This window comes from Solirubrobacter soli DSM 22325, from assembly GCF_000423665.1.
GTDB lineage: Bacteria > Actinomycetota > Thermoleophilia > Solirubrobacterales > Solirubrobacteraceae > Solirubrobacter > Solirubrobacter soli.
Map to the genome: position 1 here is coordinate 404,976 of NZ_KE384071.1, position 19,460 is coordinate 424,435.

Genomic DNA, 19,460 nt, shown 5'->3' on the forward strand with positions numbered 1-19,460 from the left:
GAGCCTCAGTGGATCCGGGAGCCGAGGGGGACCTCGGCGTCCGGCGCGAGCAGGATCACGCGTCCCTCCTCGTCCGCGGCGCCCAGCGTCAGCACCTCTGAGCGCACCGGGCCGATCTGGCGCGGTGGGAAGTTCACGACGGCCACGACCAGGCGGCCTTCGAGATCCTGGCGGCTGTAGTTCGTGATCTGCGCCGAGGAGCGCTTCTCGCCGAGCTCCTCACCGAAGTCGATCGTCAGCTTCCAGGCGGGCTTGCGCGCCTCGGGGAAGTCCTCGACCTTCACGATCCGGCCGACGCGCATGTCGACGGCGAGGAACTGGTCGAAGTCGATCTTGCTCATGGGGCCTCCGTGCCGAAACGGAACGAGCGGTAGGGGGTCTTGAGCTGGCCGCGGGTGCCGACGTCGGTCGCCTTCCCCGCCCCGCCCGCGGGCGTCGCCAGCAGCAGCAGCTTCACCCCGTCCCGCGCGCCGGGCACCGGCTGCGGGAGCAGCACGAGCCGCCCGTACTGGCGCGGCGAGCGGCTGACGCGGAACGACAGCGAGTACCCCGCCGCCTTGTTGATCCGCGCCTTGCCCTCCTCGACCGGTTCGAGGTCGGGGAAGCGCTTCTTGAGCGCGTCCAGCTCACGGGAGGCGACGACCGGCAGGATGCCGCCGACGTCGCCCTTGTACTCGGGCAGCGACAGCGGCGAGACGACGATCGAGTCCTGGCCCTTGCGCTCGAGGTGCACCCACTCACCGGCGGCCGGCTCGAGCTGGGTCATCCCGGGCGGGATTCGCAGGTTGAACGTCACCGGGCCGCGGTGGGTGATCACGCGGCCGTCGGCGCTCGAGCCCCCGCCGAGCAGCGCGACCGCGATCAGCGCGCCGACCACGATCAGCACGCCGAGCACCGCCCAGCGCGCGGGCGCGGGCAGCGGCGCGAGCTCCTCGCGCAGCGTCGGGCGGTGTTCGGGGGCGACGACGCTCAATTGCCGATGCTGAAGAGCGCCTCGAGGTCGTGCTGGGAGAAGACCTCGAAGGCGACCATGGTCTGCGTGCGCTCGATCCCCTCGATCTCCGCGAAGCGGTGCGTGACCACCTGCGCGACCTCCTCCGGGTTGCGCACGCGCAGGATCGCGACGAAGTCGTACTCACCGGTGACGCTGTAGGCCTCGGCGACGCCTTCGATGTCGGCGAGCTGGCCGCCGAGGGTCTGGAGCGCGGCGCGCGTGGCGCCGATCAGGACGACGGCGTGGGTCATCGCAGCGTGTGGGTGTCGCCGGGATCGAGCACGAGCACCTCGCTGAAACCGGCGTTCTGGACGTCCTGCTTGAACGCCTGCGCGTCGGTCTCCACGGGCGGGAACGTCCCGTAGTGGATCGGGATCGTCTGGAAGGGGTTGATCAGCTCGACGGCCGTGACGGCGTCGTAGCGATCCATCGTGTAGTGGCCGCCGATCGGCACGAGCGCGAGCTCCACCCGGTCGCCACGACCGGCGATCAGCTTCATGTCGCCGAAGAGGGCGGTGTCGCCGAGGTGGTAGATCAGGTGCCCGCCGTAGTGGATCAGCAGGCCGGCGGGCATGTGGGCGGTGCCGGAGGGCGAGACCGCGGTGTGCCACGCCGGGACGAGCTTGACCCAGCCCCAGTCGAACACGACCGTGCCGCCGTAGTTGGGGTCGACCACGTTCTCGACGCCGTCACCCCGGATCTCGGCCGCCAGCTCGACGATCGCCAGCACGGTCGCGCCGGTGCGCTTGGCGATGGCGACCGTGTCGCCCAGGTGGTCGCCGTGCCCGTGGGTGAGCAGGATCACGTCCGCGGGCACCTCGTCGGCGGTCGCGGCCGCCTTCGGGTTGCCGGTCAGGAAGGGATCGATCAGCACGTCCGCGCCGCCCCCGGAGAGGTGGAACGCGGAGTGCCCGAGCCAACGTACGTCCGCAGCCATGTCTCAGGTCTCCTCGTGGTCGATGAGCTCGTGGGCCAGCTCGTAGCCGACGGCGACGCCGATCAGCATCGCGACGCGGGTCTCCTCGGCGAGCAGCAGCCGCACGGCGTGCAGCCGCTCTTCGATGTCGGCCTTGCCGGCCGCCTGCAGCACCTGTTGCTGGTGCGCGGTGTCGAACCAGTTCTCCTCCTGGAGCGCCTGGTTGAGGATCCGCTGCAGCGCAGGTGCGCTCGCCTCCACGACGCGCTGGGCCTGGGCCAGCCGGTCCGGGTCCGTGAGCGCCTGGACGGCCGCGTCGACCTCGGCATCCGTGTATTCGCGGCGTGAGGCCATTAGTGGCCTCTCTCAGAACTACGACGGGTTCTGGCGGGCCCCGCCCGCCGCTGCCGGGCGGCGGCCGCCGCCACCGGACAACCAGTACGACCGCGGCGGCCGCCGCGGGCACCGACGACCGGGGATCTGGCCAGCCCCCCCGCCGTATTTCTGGTCGCGGCCACTGGAAAGCCATCATACGAACGCATGGCCGTTCCCCTCACTTCGTTGAGCCACGGCGCGGGCTGCGGCTGCAAGCTGTCGGCCGCCGACCTGCGTCCGATCGTCGCCGGATTGCCCCGTCCCACCGACCCGCGCGTGCTCGTGGGCATGGACCTCGCCGACGACGCGGGGGTCGTGAAGTTGACCGAGGAGCTCGCGATCGTGCAGACCGCCGACTTCTTCACGCCGATCGTCGACGACCCCTATGCGTTCGGCCGGATCGCGGCGACGAACGCGCTGAGCGACGTCTATGCGATGGGCGGGACGCCGGTCTCGGCGCTCAACCTGGTGGCGTACCCGTTGGAGACGCTCGGCCCGGACGTCCTGCGCGAGATCCTGCGCGGGGGCGCCGACGCGGTGGCGGCCGCCGGCGCCTCGATCGTGGGCGGGCACTCGATCGACGACCCGGAGCCCAAGTACGGGCTCGCGGTCACCGGCGTCGTCGACCCGCGGGCGGTGCTGACCAACGCGGGCGGCGTGGTGGGCGACGTGCTCGTGCTGACCAAGCCGCTGGGCGCGGGGACGATCGCGACGGCGCTGAAGCGGGGCCTGGCCGAGCCGGCCCTCGTCGCGCGGGGCGTCGAGGTCATGACGACGTTGAACGCCCGCGCCGCTGAGCAGGCCCGCGCGGCCGGCGCCCACGCCCTCACGGACGTCACCGGCTTCGGCCTGCTCGGCCACACCCACGAGCTCGCCTTCGCCTCAGGCTGCGCCGCCGAGATCGACGCGTCCGCGGTCCCGGCGATCGAGGGCGTCCTCGAACTGCTGACCGACGAGCGCGCCGTGGCCGGCGGCTCGAAGCGCAACCGCGCCGACGCCGACACCTTCACCACCTGGGGCGACGTCCCCGACAACCGCAAGCGCCTCGTCTGCGACGCGATGACGTCCGGCGGCCTCCTCGCCGCCGTGCCGGACCCGACCGAGATCGACGGCTGGGTCGTCGGCCGCCTCGTCGCCGGCCCCCCCGGCATCCTCAACGTCACTTAAAGGGTCTGACCCCTTAGGTGGGGTTTAGGTTCGGGCGTGGTTTGACAGCTAGATACTCGATATGTATAACGAGTATCTAGATGCGATTTCCGCTGCTGGCACTGCTCGCGAACGGGCCGGCTCATGGGTATGAGCTCAAGTCCGCGATGGAGCAGCGGTTCGGGGCGGTGCTGCCGCCGCTGAACGCCGGGCAGATCTACACGACGCTCGGCCGGCTGGAGCGGGACGGGCTGGTGGACGACGACGCAGTCGCGCAGAACGGGCGGCCGAACAAGCGCGTCTACAAGCTGACGGAGAAAGGGAAGTCCGAGCTGGCCGGCTGGGTGGCGGACTCGACGCCGCAGACCCGGCTCAAGGACGACTTCTTCATCAAGCTCGTGCTCGCCCGGGCCGCGGGGATCGCGGACCCGGCCGAGTTGATCGACCGGCAGCGCACGGCCTACCTGCAGGCGCTCCGCGACCTCGATGACGTCGCGGCGCAGGCCAACGGCGATGACACCGCCGCGCTGCTCGTCGAAGGGGCGGCGCTGCACCTCGAGGCCGACCTGAAGTGGCTCGACCTCTGCGAACAACGACTAGGGAGCGACCGATGGTGATCGTCGCGCGCGGCCTCACCCGCGACTACGAAGGCGGCGTCCAGGCCCTGCGCGGCGTGGACGTCAGCGTCCCCGAGGGCGAGTTCGTCGCCATCACCGGCCCGTCGGGCTGCGGGAAGTCGACGCTCCTGAACCTGCTCGGCGGGCTCGACCGGCCGACGAGCGGCGAGATCGAGCTCGGCGGCACCCGCGTGGAGCGCTTCAGCGAGGCCAAGTGGGCGCACGTGCGCCGCAACGAGATCGGCTTCGTCTTCCAGTTCTTCAACCTGATCGGGAACCTCTCGGTGGCCGACAACGTCGAGCTGCCGGGTCTGCTCGCCGGCCTGAGCGCCCGCGAGGCGAAGACCCGACGCACGGAGCTCCTGACCACGCTCGGCATCGCCGACCACGCCGGCCAGTCCCCCACCCGCCTCAGCGGCGGCCAGCAGCAGCGCGTCGCGATCGCCCGCGCGCTGATCAACCGCCCGAAGGTCCTGCTGGCCGACGAGCCCACCGGCAACCTCGACTCCACGAGCGCCCGCGACGTGATGGCGCTCCTGCGCACGATGCACGACGAGCGCGGCCAGACGATCGTCCTCGTCACCCACGACGCCCGCGTCGCCGCCCGCGCCGACCGCGTGATCACGATGCGCGACGGCCTGATCGCCAACGAGACGCGCCTGGACGAGGGCCGCACGGACGTCGCCGCCACCGTCAGCCGCCTGATGCAGCTGGGGGTGTGAGGGGATGACGACGCCGCACGGGCCGCGCGCGGGCGCGGCCGACGACGTGGCCGGGCGGGGCGGTGCCGCGGCGTCGTTGCGCGCCGCAGCGCGGATCGCGCGCGCCGACCTGCTCGGGCGGCCGGTCCAGACCGGGCTGACCGCGCTCGCGATCTTCGCGGCCGCCACCGCGCTCGTCGTCACGCTCGCGCTGCGCGCCGGCCTCGATGACCCGTTCGCGGCCGCGCAGCAGGCCACGCGCGGCTCACACGTGTCCGCGTACGGCGAGGGCGACCTCTCCGACCTCGCCACGTTGCCGGGCGTCGTCGTCGCCGACGCGCGCCCCGTCGCGCAAGAGAGCGTCACGCTGGGCGGCACGCCGGTCGTGGTCGGCCTCGAGCGGCTCCCCGCCGCCGACGCTCCCGTGGATCGCCCCCAGGTCACCGACGGTCGTCGCCCGACGGGCCCTGGCGAGGTGCTCGTCGAGCGCAGCTTCGCCCGCGAGACCGGCCTGCGCGTCGGCGACACGCTCGCCGGCCGTCGCGTCACCGGCCTCGCCGTGACCACCGAACGGGCGACCTACCCGCGCTGGCGACCGGGTGTCGCCTGGGCGCCCGACGTCGCCGGCCCCACCACCCGCGTGGCCGTCCGGCTCAGCGACCCCGAGGCCACCGACGCCTTCAAGCGCGCCGCCCTCGCTAAGCACGCCGACCTGCGCTTCTCCGACTGGCACGAGGTCCGCGACACGATCACCGACCAGGCGCGGACGAACACGATCATCATCGGCGTCAACACGTTGCTGGCGCTGATCGCCGTCGGCTTCACCGTCGCCACCGTGATCAGCGGCCGGGTGCTGGCGCAGCGGCGCGAGATCGGCCTGCTGAAGGCGATCGGGATCACCCCGCGAGGGGTTGTCTCACTCCTGGTCGCCGAATACGCGGCGGTCGCGCTCGCCGCGGGCCTCCTCGGGCTGGTCGCCGGCACCGCGATCGCCCCGCTGCTGCTCGAGCCGATGTCGAACCTGCTGGCAACCCCCACGCCGAGCGCCTTCCAGCCCTCGACGCTGATCGCCGCGCTCGTCCTGATCGTCGCCGCCGTCGCCCTCTTCGCCGCGCTCCCCGCCACCCGCGCCGGTCGCCTGAACACCGTCGACGCCCTCGCGCTCGGCCGCGCCCACCTCTCCGGCGGCGCCTCCCGAGCCGCGCGGATCGCCGCCGCGCTCAGGCTCCCCGCCACCGCCCGCCTCGGCGTCAAGGACGCGTTCACCAGCCCCGCCCGCGCCGCCCTGACGACGGGAGCGCTGACGATGATGGTCGTGACCCTCGTCGCCGCGCTCTCCATGGAGGCGACCTACGACCGCGTGATCGAGGACCCCGCGCTGCGCGCCAAGCCGTGGGACATCCGGATCGAGGGCGATCAGCTCGCCCGAGTGCAGAACGAGCCCGGCATCGAGCGGGCGACGACGATCGCCGGCCTGCAGGTCTCGACCAAGGCGGGCGAGCTGCAGGCCCGCGCGGTCGGCGACGGCTTCGCCGAGTTCCCCTACGCCGTCCCGGACGGGCGCATGTTCGCCAAGCCCGGTGAGGCGATCGCCGGCCGCGGCTTCCTCGACAAGCTCGGCCTCCACGTGGGCGACAGGGTCACGGTGACCGTCGAGGGGCGTCCCGTCAGGTTGACGCTGGTCGGCCGCCACGTCGAGCCCGACAACCACGGCGAGGTCGTGATCTTCCCGGCGGCGACGCTGACCAAGCCGCCCACCGGCGACGTCATCGCCGACCTGGAGCCCGGCACCGACGGGACCGCGCTCGCGAACACGTTCCGCAGGAGCGGGCTCGACGCGGAGCTGGTCAGCGCCGAGGTCCGCCAGGAGCGCGCCGACGTGCGCCCGATCGTCTACGGCTCGAGCGCGCTGCTGGTCGCCGTCGGGCTCGTGAACCTGCTGACGACGCTGCTGCTGGTGACCCGCGAGCGTGCCCGCGACTTCGGCATCCTCAAGGCGCTCGGCCTGACCCCGCGCGGCGTCCTGACCGTCGTCAACGCCGGCGGCGCGGCGCTGGGGGCGATCGCGATCGTCATCGGCATCCCGGCCGGGATCGTCATCTTCCGGGCGCTGATGTCCGCGATGAGCCCGAGCGAGGGCGCGGACATCGTCGGCACGCCCGGCCCGCTGGCGCTGCTGCTGATCCTCCCCGCGGTGGCGCTGGTCACCGCGCTGGCGAGCTCGCTCCCCGCACGCAACGCGGGCCGCGCGTCGGCGGCGACCGTGCTGCGAGCTGAGTAGGCGCTCGGCGGAGACTCGCCGAGGTCGGATGATCGGGGTGGGCGGAGGGGGTGCTCTGCTTCGAATCAGCGTTCGCGCATGCGAGCGAACATCAGCCCGAAGAGGATCCCGATGACGCCACCGACGACGCCCGCGACACCGCTGGCGTCCGTCGTGGCGAGCGGCATCAGGACCATCACGGCGGCGATCGCCAGCACGCCCAGCAGGTCGCTGTCGTCCTCGAAGCCCTTGCGGCGCCCGAGGATGTCGCGCATCGACCACGCGGCGAGCAGGCCGAGCGCCGCGCCGTTGGCGCCGAGCGCGATCCCCTCACCCGCGAACTCGACCGCCACGTACGCGCCGCCGGCGCCGGCGACGAAGAAGACGAGCAGCGGCGCCCACCAGCCGTGGCGCCGTTCGAGCAGCCAGCCGAACAGCGCGATCGTCCCCACGGTGACCGCCTCGTAGCCGGTCGAGTTGTACGTGAACAGCGTGGTGAACGCCCGCCACGGGTCGTCGTAGGTCGACGAATAGCCGAAGTCCTCGTAGCTGATCAGGTTCGACTTCAGACCCACCGTGATCAACAGCGACGCGAGGACGAGCGCCCAGGCCGCCCACGGGCGCCGGTCGGCGCGGATCCCGGGGATCTCCCCCGGCCGCAACCGCGGCAGCTGCGGCCGCTGGCGGGCGCGGCGCGGCGCCTTGGGCACGCCGCCGCGATCCAGCTTGGGCGCGCGCTTCTGGATCCGGGTCCCGCAATAGGGACACTCCGTGATGTAGGGGGATACCTCTGCGCCGCAGCTCTTGCAGACGAGGTACAGATCCGGACCGCTCGACATGAGGGACAGTCAAGGATACGCCGCCGGAGGCCTCGGCTCGACGTTTATCGAAACTACGGCGCCGTCGCGGCCACGATGTCCTGCAGGAGCTCACTGAAGTCGCGGTTCGCCTCGTACACCTTGCGCTGCCGGTAGGCCCCGTTGCCGCGCTCCAGGAGGTCCGCGACGCCCTCGAGCTCGCTCGCCGCGCCGAGGTCCTGCGCGTGCTCGCGCAGGCGGTCGTGGAGCCGGTGCGCGAGCGCCCTCGCGCTCACCCGGTCGCGGCTCGGGAGGTCCACCAGCTCGCCCTCGAGCCCGTGCCGGGAGGCGAGCCACTTGTTCTCGTCGAGCATCTCGAACGGGTAGTCGCTGAGCTTCTTGCCCTCGTCGAAGTGCTCGGCGAGCTCCTTGACCATCGCCTGGATCAGCGCCGCGAGGCCGAGCGTGTGCTCGACGTGGGTCTGCGCGTCCATCGCCCGGATCTCGACGGTCCCGAAGTTCGGGTGCGGGCGGACGTCGTACCAGAGCCAGGTGTAGTCCTCCATCACGCCGGTGTCGACCATGAAGCCGATCCGGCGCTCGTAGTCCTCCCAGCCGTCGTAATAGGGCGGGATGCCGACGCGCGGGAAGGCGCGGAAGATCGGCATGCGGGTGGAGGCCAGGCCGGTGTCGTCGCCGCGCCAGTAGGGCGAGTTGGCGCTGAGCGCGAGCAGGATCGGCACGTGGACGCGCATCCCGTTGGCGACGTGGATCGCCTTGTCGGCGTCGTCGAGCCCGATGTGGACGTGCAGCCCGAAGATCAGCTCCTGGCGGGCGACGAAGCGCAGCGCGTCGATCAGGTCGCGATAGCGCGGGGCGGCGGTGATCCGCTGGTCCTCCCAGCGCGCCGTCGGGTGCGTCCCGGAGGAGCCGATCGCCAGCCCCTTCTTGTCGGCGATGTCGCGTACCTGACGTCGCAGCGCGCGCAGCTCCGCCGAGGCCTCTCGCACGTCCGCGCACGGGTTGGTCGAGATCTCGAGCACCGACTCCATCAGCTCGGGCTTGATCTCGCCCACGGAGGTGTCCTGCACCAGGTCGTCGATCGCGTTGACCAGCGCGTATGACGACGGATCGAGGATCATGAGCTCCTCCTCGATGCCGACCGTGTACGCCGGGCCGCTGAACTTCGGCTCCATGTGGTCGCGTACAGTACGAGCCTCGTGGGCGGCACGCGATTCCTGCTCGCAGCGGTGGTGCCCGCGTTCGCGCTGGCGCAGGACTCGGAGACGCTGACGCCGACAGGCCCCGCGACGCTCTACAGCGACTGGCACGGCGGCCAGACCGACGAAGGCCTTCCGCCCGCCGTGTTGACCGCGTTCACGGTCACCGTGGGCCCCGGCGGCCAGGCGGGACGCGTGCGACTGCGCGTCCACGATCGCGAGGGCACGGTGCGCGAGGGGGCGGCGGTGACGCTCCCCGTCGAACCCGGCACGTACACGTTCCCCGCGCCGCACATCGCCTACGACTACCGCGACGTCACGCTCGGCCTGGACCAGGAGACCGGCGGCCACGCGATCGCGGCCCAACTCACGTGCGAGCCCGGCGAGGGCGACATCTGCGACGACCAGTCCGTGGACGTCTACCGGCCGGTCCTCGGCGACGGCGTCATGCCCGACCGGAGGCTGGCCGAGGTGCAGCGCGGGCGCAAGCTGACGATCGACGCGGTCTCAGAGCCCGACAGCGACGAGGACCTCGTCGGCGACACGACCGAGGACCGCACCAACCTCCGCACGACGATGCGGGTCGAGCCGCTGGGCGGACACCGGCTGCGGGCGATCGTGAGCATCAGCAACGCCGGCCCGCGAACGGCCGACCGGCCGCGACTCGCGCTTCGCGCCTACCCGTCGCTCGGGCTCGCGCAGTGGGGGCAGTCGTGCCTGCCCACGACCCGCAACTCCGAGGACATGAGCCAGACGTGCCTGCTCGACCCCCTGCCCGCCGGGACGACCCGCGACGTCACCTTCGTGCTTTCCGACCCGGGGCGCCTCGAGATCGGCGTCGACGTCGAGGCCGAGGGGCCGGATCTGGCGGCCGGTGACGAGTACGCTTTCGAGGAACGCCATCACGTCCGCCCGCCGGTCACGCTCGAGGTCGTCCCGTGGCCGAGCATCTCGCGCCGGCCGCTGTATCTGACCGTGCGCTCGCGACGCGCCGGCACCGTCCGGCTGCGCCTGGCGACGGGCCGCCGGACGTGGGTGAGCCGCGACGTCCGCTTCGCGCGCGGCGGCTCGCGCCGGATCGCGTTGCACCTCTCGGACGCCCAGCGCAAGCGGCTCCTCTCCACCCGTGCCGACTCGACGCTCACCGCCCGCTCAGGCGCGGCGACCTTCAGCGTCACGGTGCACCCTTCATACTGAGAGGCTCACTCACGAACACGCGAGGTATGTGACGATGGCCCTCGGTTACGACGGCAAGCTCTACATCCTGGCCTTCGATCACCGGGGGTCGTTCCAGAAGAAGATGTTCGGTATCGAGGGCGATCCGACGCCCGAGGAGACCGCGACGATCTCCGACGCCAAGAAGCTGATCTATGAAGGCATGGAGAAGGCCGTCGCCCAGGGCCTGGACGCGTCCTCGGCCGGCGTGCTCGTGGACGAGCAGTTCGGCTCGGACATCCCCGAGCTCGCGCCGAAGCAGGGCCTCTCGCTGACGATGCCCGCCGAGAAGTCGGGTCAGAACGAGTTCGACTTCCAGTACGGCGATGCCTTCGGCGACCACATCGCCAAGTACGACCTGCTCGCCACCAAGGTGCTCGTCCGTCACAACCCGGACGGCGACGCCGAGATGAACGAGCGCCAGACCGCGCGCCTGAAGCAGCTCGCCGACTGGCTGCACGCGAACGACCGCAAGTTCCTCTTCGAGCTGCTCGTCCCGGCCGAGCCGGAGCAACTGGAGTCCGTCGGCGGCGACGAGGCGCGCTACGACGCCGAGCTGCGTCCCGAGCTGATGCGCCGCGCGATCGAGCACTACCAGAACTCCGGCGTCGAGGTCGACATCTGGAAGATCGAGGGCGTCGACACGCAGGCCGACGCGCAGATGCTGTCCGACCAGGCCCGCAAGGGCGAGGGCCGCGAGAACGTCAAGAGCGTGCTGCTCGGCCGCGGCGCCTCCGACGAGAAGGTGGACCACTGGCTCCGCGAGGCCGCCCCGGTGGACGGCTTCATCGGCTTCGCCATCGGCCGCTCGATCTGGTGGAACCCGCTGAAGGCCTACCTCGACAAGGAGCTGGACCGCGACGCCGCGGCCCAGCAGATCGCCGACAACTACCTGCGCTTCATCAAGGTCTACGACGAGGCCGCGAGCAGCGTCAGCGCCTAGCTCGTCGGGACCTCCGCCTGCCGCGGGCTGCGCTCGCGGCGGGCGATCCCCGACTCCACCGCGGCCTTCGCGACGGCCTCCGCGACCGCGGGGGCCACGGCCCGGTTGAACACCGACGGGATGATGTACTCCGGCCCGAGGTCGGACTCCGGGATCGCGGACGCGATCGCCCGCGCGGCGGCGAGCTTCATCGCTTCGTCGATGCCACGGGAACGGACGTCCAGCGCGCCGCGGAAGATGCCCGGAAACGCCAGCACGTTGTTGATCTGGTTGGGGTAGTCGCTGCGGCCGGTGGCCATGATCGCGACGTCCTCCCAGACCTCCTCGGGCTGGACCTCGGGCGTCGGGTTGGCCATCGCGAACACGATCGCGTCGTTGGCCATCGTGCGGACGCCCGCCGCAGTGAAGGCGCCCGGCGCGGACACGCCGATCACGACGTCGGCGTCCTTCAACGCGTCGTCGGCGCTGCCGACGAGGCCGCGCTGGTTGGTCCGGGCGGCCATCGCCGCCAGCTCCGGCGTGAGGTCGGTGCGGCCGGTGTGCAGCGTGCCGCCGATGTCGCAGACGATCAGGTCGCGGACGCCGTTCTCGAGGATGATCTTCGCGCACGCGAGGCCCGCCGCTCCCGCGCCGACCATCACGACGTGGACGTCCTCGGCGTTCTTGCCCACCACCTTCAGCGCGTTCAGGAGCGCGGCCAGGACGACGACCGCGGTGCCGTGCTGGTCGTCGTGGAAGACGGGGATGTCGAGCGACTCCTTCAGGCGCCGCTCGACCTCGAAGCAGCGGGGCGCCGAGATGTCCTCGAGGTTGATGCCGCCGAACGTCGGCGCGACGCCCTCGACGATGCGCACGATCTCGTCGACGTCGGTCGTGCTCAGGCACAGCGGGAAGGCGTCCACGCCCGCGAGCTCCTTGAAGAGCATCGCCTTGCCCTCCATCACCGGCATCGCGGCCTCGGGGCCGATGTCGCCCAGGCCGAGCACCGCGGTGCCGTCGGAGACGACCGCGATCGTGTTGCCCTTGATCGTCAGCGTCCACGCCGAATCGGGATCGTCATGGATGGCGGAGGACACGCGCGCGACGCCGGGTGTGTAGGCCATGCTCAGGTCGTCGCGGGTCTTGATCGCGACCTTGCCGACGATCTCGATCTTGCCGCCCTTGTGCATCAGGAAGGTGCGGTCGGAGACGCTGGTGACCTGAACCCCGTCGAGCGCCCGCACGGCGTTGACCACGCGCTGCCCGTGCTCGGCGTCCACACACGCCACCGTCACGTCACGGGTGACCCCGCGCTGGCCGACGCGCACGAGGTCGATCGCGCCGAGCATCGCGCCGGACTGCCCGATCGCGGCCGCCACCGCGGCGAAGGCGCCGGGCAGCTGGCGCAGCTCGATGCGCATGGTGAAGGAGTAGGAGGCCGAGGGCTGGAGCCCCGCCGGCGCCTGCAGGCTGGACATGGTCTCCATCGTTTCACGGGGGCGAGGTTTGTCGCGTGACGCCTAAACCGGGTATGCGAATCGCACTCATCGCCCTGCTGCTCGCCGGCTGCGGCGGAACCGCCTCGACCGCACGGGTCGAACGGGTCGTCGACGGCGACACGATCGTCGTGCGCATCGACGGCCGCTCCGAGCGGGTGCGCTACATCGGCGTGGACACGCCGGAGTCGGTCAAGCCCGGCGTGCCCGTCCAGTGCTTCGCCAAGGCCGCGGCCGCGGCGAACCGCCGGCTCGTGCTGGGGCGCACCGTGCGGCTGGAGTACGACGCCGAGGCGCGCGACCGCTACGGGCGGCTGCTGGCCTACGTCTGGCGCGGGGACGTGCTGGTCAACGCCGAGCTGGTGCGCCTGGGTTATGGAAAGCCGCTCGAGATCGCGCCGAACCTCGTGCACGCCGCCGAGCTGCGCCGGCTGGCCTCCACCGCCCGCCGGTCCCGGCTGGGGTTATGGAGCCGCTGTTAGATTTCAGGGCGTATGCGGATGCGGCAGAGCATCGCCGAGATCGAGGACGCCTTCTTCGAGGAGATCGAAGAGGACCGCGAGCGGCGCGAGAACCTGCGCCGGCGGGCTGAGCGGCGCGAGAAGCAGCGCGCGGCCCAGCGGCGGCACCGTCACGGGTCGATGCGCTTCTTCCTGCTGGTCCTGGTGCTGCTCGGAACCGCGGTCGTCGTGACGATCGCGATGTTCCAGACCCTCTACTACCTCTTGGGGTAAGCCTTAAGGTCGGATGATCGGGGTGGGGCGGAGGGGATGCCCGCCTTTACTTGCTGCTCAACCGCTTCAGGGCGTCGTCCACCTCGGCGCGCGCGGATGCGCCCGCGGCGACGTTCTCCTGCTGGATCTCCAGGTAGACCTCCTTGCGGAACACCGGGATGTCCCTCGGCGCCTGGATGCCGATACGAACCTTCTCGCCCATGATCGACAGCACCGAGACCTCGATGTCGTCGCCGATCATGATCGATTGGTTGGACTTGCGTGTCAGTACCAGCATGACGCCGCCTCCCTGGCGATTTCGAACTCGATCCCGAGGACAGACCCGCTTCTGTCCGCAAGGTGAGTACGGGTGAGGCTACTTGGTGTTGTGGTGGACGAGTATGGGGCGTGCACCCGAGTGCCCGGGGATGGTTGGACCCTATGCGCTAGTCTCCGGCCCTCCTATGAGCCGCCGGTCCCTGCGTCCTCAGCTTAACCAGATCCGCGGGTGGGTGCGACAGGGTCGCACCGATGCGTGGATTGCGCACCAGCTGGAAGTCACCGTTCAACAGATACAGGCCTTCAAGCGCGAGCAAGGCCTAGAGCCCGACTTCGAGGAGAACGGCGGCGCCACCGATGAGGTGGACCTGCGCGCGGAAGACGACGCGCAGATCGCTGCCGAGCTCGAAGCGGAAGCGGCCAGGAAGGCCGAGGAAGAGGCGCGTGCTGCTGAAGAAGCCGCGCGCAAGGCCGCCGAGGAGGAGGCTGCTGCAGCCGCCGCCGCGAAGGCCGAAGATGACGAGAAACCCAAGCGTGCGGCCCGTCGCCGCGGTGGGCGTTCGCGCCGCCGTTCCGCGCCCGCAGGCCCGCTGGAAGGCACGTTTGATCACGGCGAAGAGGGTTACGGTCTGTGGCTGGACCCCGCCGTGCAGGACGATCCCGTGTACGCCGAGCACTGGGCGGGTCACCGTCCGGTCGAGATCACGATCGAGGAAGACCAGATCGTGATCCGCCGCGCCGGCGGGGGCGAGGACGACGCCGAAGACTGATCCGCGGCGCGCTGCCGCGATCGCGTGGCGGCGCTCGCAGGATTCGTTGCAATGCGATGTGGTCGAGCCGTGGGAGCACGGCTCGGTCCTCCGCACCCCCTCGGCCCCGAACTTCTGGGACGCCAACTTCGTCCGCGTCGAGGGTGACGCGTCCGATCTGGAACCTCTCGACCTCGTGCGGGTCGCCGACGAGCTGCTCGCGGACTCGCGCCATCGCAAGCTCGAGGTCGAGGACGAGCGGGCCGGGGCGCGCATGCGGCCGTTCTACGAGGCGGCCGGCTGGGTCACCGACCGCAACGCGGTGATGCTGCGCGAGGGCTCGGCGCCGTCGCATCGGGACGTCGAGGAAGTGGGGCTGCTCGAGACGCGCCCGCTCCGCGTCGAGTGGTACCTCAGCTACTCCAACGACGAGTCCGAGCAGGAAGCGCTGGCGGACGCTCAGGACCGGATCTCGCGGCGCCGCGGGATGCGGGCGTTCATCGTGCGCGACGCGGGCGGCTTCCCGGTCGGCTTCACCACGCTGGCGGTCGCCGATGACGGCGTGGAGATCGACCAGCTCTACGTGACCCCCAAAGCCCGCGGTGGCGGGATCGGCGGGCGGCTCGTCGAGGCCGCGCTCCACGCGGGCGGGCGCGACACGGGCTGGGTGATCGCCGACGACGACGGCCTCGCCCGCGCGCTCTATGAGCGGCTCGGGTTCGAGACCGTCTGGCTCCAGCACGCGTTCGTCAAGCAGCCCTAGGGCACGCCGCTCCGGGGCGGGCCGCCGCCGCGCCGCGCCGCTCCCGGGGCGGGCCGCCGCCGCGCCACGCTGCGCCGCTCCGGGGCCGCCGCCGCGCCACGCTGCGCCGCTCCGGGGGCGGGCCGCCGCCGCGCCACGCCGCGCCGCTCCGGGGGCGGGCCGCCACCACGCCGCGCCACGCCACGCCGCGCCGCGCCGCGCCGCGGCCTACCCGAGGCGGCGCCCGCCCGCGAAGTCCGTCGCGGCGCGCATGTAGCGGCCGAAGGCGGCGTCGGCGACGACCCGCGCGTCCCACGCGAAGGGCTCCTCCGGGGCGGTCTCGACCGCGAGGTCGGTCGCCCAGCCGGTGCCTTCGTCGTAGAGCTCGGCGAGCTCGTCGAGCGTGAACTGCCCGCCGAGGCGGCGGCGCAGCTCGTTCTGGATCTCGCGCGTCACGCGCTCGAGGGTCGGCTGCTGCTCGGGGTAGGCCTCGTCGAGACGGCGCAACCCGGCGGCCCACTGCTCCTGTGCGGTCTCGTACGACACGTAGACCAGCATAGAAATCAGTCCTTCGCGGGCTGCGGGACCGGTTCGCCGCCGCCTCCTGGCAGGGCGCTTCGCGGGCCGAGCAGCAGCGCCAGGAGCACGCCCGCCACGGCGAAGACGGCGCAGGCCAAGAACGCCGCCTGCAGACCCTCGGTGAGCGCGGCGGGACCCGGCCCGTCGGTGTAGGAGACCGCGACGGTCGACACGATCGCGGTCCCGATCGCCCCGCCGATCTGGAACGCCGTGTTGTTCAGGCCCGAGGCGAGGCCCGCCTCGCGCGGGTCGACGCCCGCCAGCGCCGCGATCGAGAGCGTCACGAAGACCAGCCCGACGCCGGGCCCGGAGATCAGCAACCCGAGCAGGATGTCGCCGAGGTAGCTGCCGTCGGGCGAGACCTGCGCCAGGTACAGGCAGCCCGCGGTCAGTAGCGTCAGGCCGAGGGTCGCCACGGGCCGCGGTCCCAACCTGCCGACCAGACCTTGGCCGACGATCGCGCCCACCGTCACGCCGATCGGGAAGACGATCGAGCTCAGGCCGAACTCGAGCGGCGAGAACCCGAGCACCTGCTGCGCGTAGAGGGTGAGGATGAACGGCATGCCGTAGCCGACGCCGGAGAACACGAGCATCACCGCGTTCGCGCCGACCAGCGTGCGCGAACGCAGGATCCGCAACGGGAGCAGCGGCGCGTCGACCCGGGACTCGATCGCGACGAACAGCGCGAGCAGCACCGCGGCGCCGGCGAACAGCGCGATCGTCCGCGGGTCCCCCCAGCCCTCCTCGGGCGCCTCGACCACCGCGTAGACCAGCAGCGCGAGCGCGGCGGTGATCGTCAGCGCGCCCGCGGGATCGAACGCCCGCGGTTGGCCGTCGACCCGGCTCTCGGCGAGCAGGCGCGGCGCGAGCGCCAGGGCCGCGATCCCGACCGGCACGTTGATGAGGAAGATCAGCCGCCAGTCGATGTCGGTGAGCGGGCCGCCGATCAGCCAGCCCGCGGTGCCGCCGACGCCGCCGAGCGAGCCCCAGATCCCGAGCGCCTTGTTGCGCTCCGGGCCCTCGGGGAACGTCGTGGTGACGATCGACAGCGCGGTCGGGGTCATGACCGCCGCGCCGACGCCCTGGATGGCGCGGGCCGCGATCAGCGACGCGGGGGACCAGGCGAGCCCGCACAGCAGCGATGCGAAGGTGAAGAGCGCCAGCCCGGCCATGAACACGCGGCGCCGTCCGAGCAGGTCGGCCGCGCGCCCGCCGAGCAGCAGCAGGCCGCCGAACGTGAGCGCGTAGGCGCTGAGGACCCACTGCAGGTCGTGTGGCGAGAAGCCGAGGTCGGTCTCGATCGACGGCAGCGCCACCACCACGATCGCCGCGTCGAGGATGACCATGAAGAACGCGCCGCACAACAGCGCGAGCGCCTTCCACCGGCGAGGGTCCAACTCGTGATGCGTCATCGCAAGTCTCCTCGTTTTTTACAAGTCCGCTTGCAAGATACACTCCTGTCAATGGCGGCTCGCAGCTATCACGAGCACTGCGGCCTGGCGCACGCGCTGGAGCTGGTCGGCGAGCGCTGGGCGCTCCTCGTCGTTCGTGAGCTGCTCCCCGGCCCGAAGCGCTTCACGGACCTCGCGACCGGGTTGCCGCGGATCCCGAGCAACGTCCTCTCAGGACGACTGAAGGAGCTCGAGCAGGCGGGCGTGGTGGCCCGCCGCGTGTTACCGCGGCCGTCGGGCGCGGTCGTGTACGAGCTGACCGATCACGGCCGCGAGCTCGACGCGATCGTCGTCCAGCTCGCCCGCTGGGGCGTGCGCACGCTCGGCGAGCCGCGCGAGGACGACAGCGTGAGCGCCGCCTCGTTCATGCTCGGGCTGCGCTCGCTGTTCGTCCCGGAGGCGGCGGGCGACCTGCGCGCGACCTTCGAAGTCCGCTTCGACGAGACGGTCGTCACCGCCCGCGTCGCGGACGGCGCGCTGGAGGTGGCGGAGGGGCCGGCGGAGCACGCCGACCTCGTCATCCACGCCGACCTGTCCTTGCGCGCGGTCTTCGCGGGCGGCACCTCGGACACGATCCGCGTCGAGGGCGACGAAGCGCTGTTCGAGCGCTTCGTCGAGCTCTTCCGAGCTATTTGATGCCGGTCACGACGTAGGCGCGCTCGCCGGCCTTCACCATGCCGAGGCGGCGTGCCTCGCGCTCGAGGGAACCCGGGGCGCTGAGCTCAGCCTTGCGCTGCTTGAGGCGGGCGTTCTCGGCACGCAGCTCGGCGACCTGCTCGCGCTGCCGGCCCGCCTCGCGGTAGGTCTTCACCCAGCTCAGCGCCGGCCCGATGTAGAGGTAGAGGACGAGCGCGAAGACGCCGATCAGCGCCCAGCGCCCCAAACGATCCCAGCGGATCCGGGTACGGCCTTCCATACCTGACGCGTTCGTTCGACGCGCCCGCCCACCTTCCTCTGCAACGAACCGTTCCTAAAGGGGCCTGACCCCTTTAGGAACGGAACACGCTCCGGCCCGGGTACGTCGCGTCGGCGCCGAGGGCCTCCTCGATGCGCAGCAGCTGGTTGTACTTGGCGACGCGATCGCTGCGCGAGGGCGCGCCGGTCTTGATCTGGCCGCAGCCGGTGGCGACGGCGAGGTCGGCGATCGTCGTGTCCTCGGTCTCGCCCGAGCGGTGGCTCATCACGGCGGTGTAGCCGTTGGAGCGGGCGAGGTCGATCGCGGCCAGCGTCTCCGACAGCGTGCCGATCTGGTTGACCTTGATCAGGATCGAGTTGGCCGTGCCGGCGTCGATCCCGCGCTGGAGGCGCTTGACGTTGGTGACGAAGAGGTCGTCGCCGACGAGCTGGACCTTGTCGCCGATCGACTCGGTGAGGGCCTTCCAGCCGTCCCAGTCCTCCTCGTCCATCCCGTCCTCGATCGAGAGGATCGGGTAGCGGGCGGCGAGGTCGGTCCAGTAGGCCGCGAGCTCGGAGGCGGAGAGCGTGCGGTTCTCGTGCTCGAGGTCGTAGGCGCCGTTCTTGAAGATCTCCGAGACGGCGGGGTCGAGCGCGATCGCGACGTCGGTTCCGGGCGTGTAGCCCGCGGCCTCGATGCCCTCGATCAGGGCCTGCAGGGCGGCCTCGTTGGACTCGAGGTCGGGCGCGAAGCCGCCCTCGTCGCCCACCGCGGTGTTCAGGCCGCGCTTCTTCAGCGTCGACTTCAGCGCGTGGAACACCTCGGCCCCGGTCTGGAGCGCGGACGCGAAGGACGTCGCGCCGACCGGGACGACCATGAACTCCTGGAAGTCCACCGAGTTGTCGGCGTGGGCGCCGCCGTTGAGCACGTTCATCATCGGCACCGGCAGGATGTGCGCCGCCTCGCCGCCGAGGTAGCGCCACAGCGGCAGGTTCTCCTCGGCCGCGGCCGCGCGGGCGGTGGCGAGCGAGACGCCGAGGATCGCGTTGGCGCCGAGGCGGGACTTGTTCTCGGTGCCGTCGAGCTCGATCAGCTTCGCGTCGAGCCCCTTCTGGTCGGACGCATCGAGGCCGGCGACCGTCTCGGCGATCTCGCCGTTGACGTTGCCGACGGCCTTCGTGACGCCCTTGCCGCCGTAGGCGTCGCCGCCGTCGCGCAGCTCGGTGGCTTCGAACTCGCCCGTGGAGGCGCCGGAGGGCACCGCGGCGCGCCCGTGTGCGCCGGAGCGCAGGGAGACCTCCACCTCGACGGTGGGGTTGCCGCGGGAGTCAAGGATCTGGCGTGCGTGGACCGATTCGATCTGGCTCATAGTCGCGGGCCACCTTACGCGACT

24 protein-coding genes are annotated in these 19,460 nt (G+C 71.6%); 11 read left to right on the plus strand and 13 right to left on the minus strand.

What is annotated here, in order from left to right; translation table 11 throughout:
- Positions 1–5: 5 nt before the first annotated feature.
- From G569_RS0137690 to G569_RS0137710, 5 genes are read right to left on the minus strand one after another with little or no spacing between them, the layout of a single operon-like run.
- Positions 6–341 (minus strand): tRNA-binding protein, encoded by a 336-nt coding sequence (locus tag G569_RS0137690; RefSeq protein ID WP_028067225.1) that lies wholly within the window; start codon positions 339–341, stop codon positions 6–8.
- Positions 338–973 (minus strand): hypothetical protein, encoded by a 636-nt coding sequence (locus G569_RS0137695; protein WP_028067226.1) that lies wholly within the window; start codon positions 971–973, stop codon positions 338–340. Before G569_RS0137695 ends, G569_RS0137690 begins: the two co-directional genes overlap by 4 nt.
- Positions 970–1,245, minus strand: coding sequence for an Lrp/AsnC family transcriptional regulator (locus G569_RS0137700; protein WP_028067227.1), 276 nt, complete (start codon positions 1,243–1,245; stop codon positions 970–972). Before G569_RS0137700 ends, G569_RS0137695 begins: the two co-directional genes overlap by 4 nt.
- Complete coding sequence (locus G569_RS0137705) at positions 1,242–1,931, minus strand: metal-dependent hydrolase (RefSeq protein ID WP_028067228.1); 690 nt, start codon at positions 1,929–1,931, stop codon at positions 1,242–1,244. Before G569_RS0137705 ends, G569_RS0137700 begins: the two co-directional genes overlap by 4 nt.
- Positions 1,932–1,934: 3 nt before the next feature.
- Positions 1,935–2,264: a hypothetical protein gene (locus G569_RS0137710; protein ID WP_028067229.1), complete on the minus strand. Its 330-nt coding sequence runs from the start codon at positions 2,262–2,264 to the stop codon at positions 1,935–1,937.
- A gap of 186 nt (positions 2,265–2,450) precedes the next feature.
- Here G569_RS0137710 and selD point away from each other — a divergent pair, with 186 nt between their 5' ends.
- The 4 genes from selD to G569_RS0137730 all read left to right on the plus strand — a co-directional run bounded on the left by selD (position 2,451) and on the right by G569_RS0137730 (position 7,030).
- Positions 2,451–3,452, plus strand: a complete 1,002-nt coding sequence (gene selD, locus G569_RS55040) for a selenide, water dikinase SelD (protein ID WP_053227606.1) — start codon at positions 2,451–2,453, stop codon at positions 3,450–3,452.
- 80 nt (positions 3,453–3,532) lie between these two features.
- Positions 3,533–4,048 carry a PadR family transcriptional regulator gene (locus G569_RS0137720; protein WP_028067230.1) on the plus strand — a complete coding sequence of 172 codons (516 nt, stop codon included), beginning with the start codon at positions 3,533–3,535 and terminating at the stop codon, positions 4,046–4,048.
- On the plus strand, positions 4,042–4,770 hold the full coding sequence (locus tag G569_RS0137725; protein WP_037501844.1) for an ABC transporter ATP-binding protein: 729 nt from the start codon (positions 4,042–4,044) through the stop codon (positions 4,768–4,770). Before G569_RS0137720 ends, G569_RS0137725 begins: the two co-directional genes overlap by 7 nt.
- A 4-nt stretch (positions 4,771–4,774) precedes the next feature.
- Entirely contained in the window at positions 4,775–7,030 is a 2,256-nt protein-coding gene (locus G569_RS0137730; RefSeq protein ID WP_028067232.1) for an ABC transporter permease, read from the plus strand.
- A gap of 65 nt (positions 7,031–7,095) precedes the next feature.
- Here G569_RS0137730 and G569_RS0137735 read toward each other — a convergent pair whose 3' ends face one another.
- Positions 7,096–7,848, minus strand: a complete 753-nt coding sequence (locus G569_RS0137735; protein ID WP_028067233.1) for a rhomboid family intramembrane serine protease — start codon at positions 7,846–7,848, stop codon at positions 7,096–7,098.
- 53 nt (positions 7,849–7,901) lie between these two features.
- The gene (locus G569_RS0137740; RefSeq protein WP_028067234.1) at positions 7,902–9,002 is read right to left on the minus strand and encodes a carboxylate-amine ligase; all 1,101 of its coding nucleotides are present in this window, start codon (positions 9,000–9,002) and stop codon (positions 7,902–7,904) included.
- A gap of 24 nt (positions 9,003–9,026) precedes the next feature.
- Between G569_RS0137740 and G569_RS0137745 the strand changes: the two genes are divergently transcribed.
- Positions 9,027–10,223, plus strand: coding sequence for a hypothetical protein (locus G569_RS0137745; protein WP_157592584.1), 1,197 nt, complete (start codon positions 9,027–9,029; stop codon positions 10,221–10,223).
- The gene (locus G569_RS0137750) at positions 10,153–11,184 is read left to right on the plus strand and encodes a 2-deoxy-5-keto-D-gluconate 6-phosphate aldolase domain-containing protein (protein WP_306765387.1); all 1,032 of its coding nucleotides are present in this window, start codon (positions 10,153–10,155) and stop codon (positions 11,182–11,184) included. Before G569_RS0137745 ends, G569_RS0137750 begins: the two co-directional genes overlap by 71 nt.
- On the opposite strand, the gene G569_RS0137755 is transcribed toward G569_RS0137750, so the two are convergent.
- Complete coding sequence (locus tag G569_RS0137755; RefSeq protein ID WP_053227658.1) at positions 11,181–12,641, minus strand: NAD-dependent malic enzyme; 1,461 nt, start codon at positions 12,639–12,641, stop codon at positions 11,181–11,183. The two genes, G569_RS0137750 and G569_RS0137755, sit on opposite strands and share 4 nt — an antisense overlap.
- 53 nt (positions 12,642–12,694) lie before the next feature.
- On the opposite strand from G569_RS0137755, the gene G569_RS55045 reads away from it, so the two are divergent.
- On the plus strand, positions 12,695–13,141 hold the full coding sequence (locus G569_RS55045) for a thermonuclease family protein (RefSeq protein ID WP_053227607.1): 447 nt from the start codon (positions 12,695–12,697) through the stop codon (positions 13,139–13,141).
- Positions 13,142–13,153: 12 nt separating this feature from the next.
- Complete coding sequence (locus G569_RS0137765) at positions 13,154–13,393, plus strand: hypothetical protein (RefSeq protein WP_028067238.1); 240 nt, start codon at positions 13,154–13,156, stop codon at positions 13,391–13,393.
- Between the two features lie 46 nt (positions 13,394–13,439).
- Here the strand turns inward: G569_RS0137765 and csrA are convergent, their stop codons facing one another.
- The gene (gene csrA / locus G569_RS0137770; RefSeq protein WP_028067239.1) at positions 13,440–13,670 is read right to left on the minus strand and encodes a carbon storage regulator CsrA; all 231 of its coding nucleotides are present in this window, start codon (positions 13,668–13,670) and stop codon (positions 13,440–13,442) included.
- Between the two features lie 166 nt (positions 13,671–13,836).
- Here csrA and G569_RS55050 point away from each other — a divergent pair, with 166 nt between their 5' ends.
- Positions 13,837–14,421 carry a hypothetical protein gene (locus G569_RS55050; protein ID WP_037501850.1) on the plus strand — a complete coding sequence of 195 codons (585 nt, stop codon included), beginning with the start codon at positions 13,837–13,839 and terminating at the stop codon, positions 14,419–14,421.
- A 46-nt stretch (positions 14,422–14,467) separates the two neighbouring features.
- Positions 14,468–15,163, plus strand: coding sequence for a GNAT family N-acetyltransferase (locus G569_RS59910; RefSeq protein WP_157592585.1), 696 nt, complete (start codon positions 14,468–14,470; stop codon positions 15,161–15,163).
- A 207-nt stretch (positions 15,164–15,370) separates the two neighbouring features.
- Here the strand turns inward: G569_RS59910 and G569_RS0137790 are convergent, their stop codons facing one another.
- Entirely contained in the window at positions 15,371–15,700 is a 330-nt protein-coding gene (locus G569_RS0137790; protein ID WP_028067241.1) for a hypothetical protein, read from the minus strand.
- A gap of 5 nt (positions 15,701–15,705) precedes the next feature.
- Positions 15,706–17,133 (minus strand): MFS transporter, encoded by a 1,428-nt coding sequence (locus tag G569_RS55060; RefSeq protein ID WP_053227609.1) that lies wholly within the window; start codon positions 17,131–17,133, stop codon positions 15,706–15,708.
- Between the two features lie 51 nt (positions 17,134–17,184).
- Here G569_RS55060 and G569_RS0137800 point away from each other — a divergent pair, with 51 nt between their 5' ends.
- On the plus strand, positions 17,185–17,808 hold the full coding sequence (locus G569_RS0137800) for a winged helix-turn-helix transcriptional regulator (protein WP_028067242.1): 624 nt from the start codon (positions 17,185–17,187) through the stop codon (positions 17,806–17,808).
- Here G569_RS0137800 and G569_RS0137805 read toward each other — a convergent pair.
- Positions 17,801–18,088 carry an FtsB family cell division protein gene (locus G569_RS0137805; protein ID WP_084286171.1) on the minus strand — a complete coding sequence of 96 codons (288 nt, stop codon included), beginning with the start codon at positions 18,086–18,088 and terminating at the stop codon, positions 17,801–17,803. The two genes, G569_RS0137800 and G569_RS0137805, sit on opposite strands and share 8 nt — an antisense overlap.
- A gap of 73 nt (positions 18,089–18,161) precedes the next feature.
- Complete coding sequence (eno, locus tag G569_RS0137810; protein WP_028067244.1) at positions 18,162–19,436, minus strand: phosphopyruvate hydratase; 1,275 nt, start codon at positions 19,434–19,436, stop codon at positions 18,162–18,164.
- Positions 19,437–19,460: the final 24 nt, after the last annotated feature.

What these genes read in the sequence shown, in the direction of transcription:
- G569_RS0137690 (WP_028067225.1), bottom strand. Translation starts at nt 341, where the DNA reads ATGAGCAAGATCGACTTCGACCAGTTCCTCGCCGTCGACATGCGCGTC.
- G569_RS0137700 (WP_028067227.1), bottom strand. Translation starts at nt 1,245, where the DNA reads ATGACCCACGCCGTCGTCCTGATCGGCGCCACGCGCGCCGCGCTCCAG.
- G569_RS0137705 (WP_028067228.1), bottom strand. Translation starts at nt 1,931, where the DNA reads ATGGCTGCGGACGTACGTTGGCTCGGGCACTCCGCGTTCCACCTCTCC.
- G569_RS0137710 (WP_028067229.1), bottom strand. Translation starts at nt 2,264, where the DNA reads ATGGCCTCACGCCGCGAATACACGGATGCCGAGGTCGACGCGGCCGTC.
- selD (WP_053227606.1), top strand. Translation starts at nt 2,451, where the DNA reads ATGGCCGTTCCCCTCACTTCGTTGAGCCACGGCGCGGGCTGCGGCTGC.
- G569_RS0137720 (WP_028067230.1), top strand. Translation starts at nt 3,533, where the DNA reads ATGCGATTTCCGCTGCTGGCACTGCTCGCGAACGGGCCGGCTCATGGG.
- G569_RS0137725 (WP_037501844.1), top strand. Translation starts at nt 4,042, where the DNA reads ATGGTGATCGTCGCGCGCGGCCTCACCCGCGACTACGAAGGCGGCGTC.
- G569_RS0137730 (WP_028067232.1), top strand. Translation starts at nt 4,775, where the DNA reads ATGACGACGCCGCACGGGCCGCGCGCGGGCGCGGCCGACGACGTGGCC.
- G569_RS0137735 (WP_028067233.1), bottom strand. Translation starts at nt 7,848, where the DNA reads ATGTCGAGCGGTCCGGATCTGTACCTCGTCTGCAAGAGCTGCGGCGCA.
- G569_RS0137740 (WP_028067234.1), bottom strand. Translation starts at nt 9,002, where the DNA reads ATGGAGCCGAAGTTCAGCGGCCCGGCGTACACGGTCGGCATCGAGGAG.
- G569_RS0137755 (WP_053227658.1), bottom strand. Translation starts at nt 12,641, where the DNA reads ATGTCCAGCCTGCAGGCGCCGGCGGGGCTCCAGCCCTCGGCCTCCTAC.
- G569_RS55045 (WP_053227607.1), top strand. Translation starts at nt 12,695, where the DNA reads ATGCGAATCGCACTCATCGCCCTGCTGCTCGCCGGCTGCGGCGGAACC.
- G569_RS0137765 (WP_028067238.1), top strand. Translation starts at nt 13,154, where the DNA reads ATGCGGATGCGGCAGAGCATCGCCGAGATCGAGGACGCCTTCTTCGAG.
- csrA (WP_028067239.1), bottom strand. Translation starts at nt 13,670, where the DNA reads ATGCTGGTACTGACACGCAAGTCCAACCAATCGATCATGATCGGCGAC.
- G569_RS55050 (WP_037501850.1), top strand. Translation starts at nt 13,837, where the DNA reads ATGAGCCGCCGGTCCCTGCGTCCTCAGCTTAACCAGATCCGCGGGTGG.
- G569_RS0137790 (WP_028067241.1), bottom strand. Translation starts at nt 15,700, where the DNA reads ATGCTGGTCTACGTGTCGTACGAGACCGCACAGGAGCAGTGGGCCGCC.
- G569_RS55060 (WP_053227609.1), bottom strand. Translation starts at nt 17,133, where the DNA reads ATGACGCATCACGAGTTGGACCCTCGCCGGTGGAAGGCGCTCGCGCTG.
- G569_RS0137800 (WP_028067242.1), top strand. Translation starts at nt 17,185, where the DNA reads ATGGCGGCTCGCAGCTATCACGAGCACTGCGGCCTGGCGCACGCGCTG.
- G569_RS0137805 (WP_084286171.1), bottom strand. Translation starts at nt 18,088, where the DNA reads ATGGAAGGCCGTACCCGGATCCGCTGGGATCGTTTGGGGCGCTGGGCG.
- eno (WP_028067244.1), bottom strand. Translation starts at nt 19,436, where the DNA reads ATGAGCCAGATCGAATCGGTCCACGCACGCCAGATCCTTGACTCCCGC.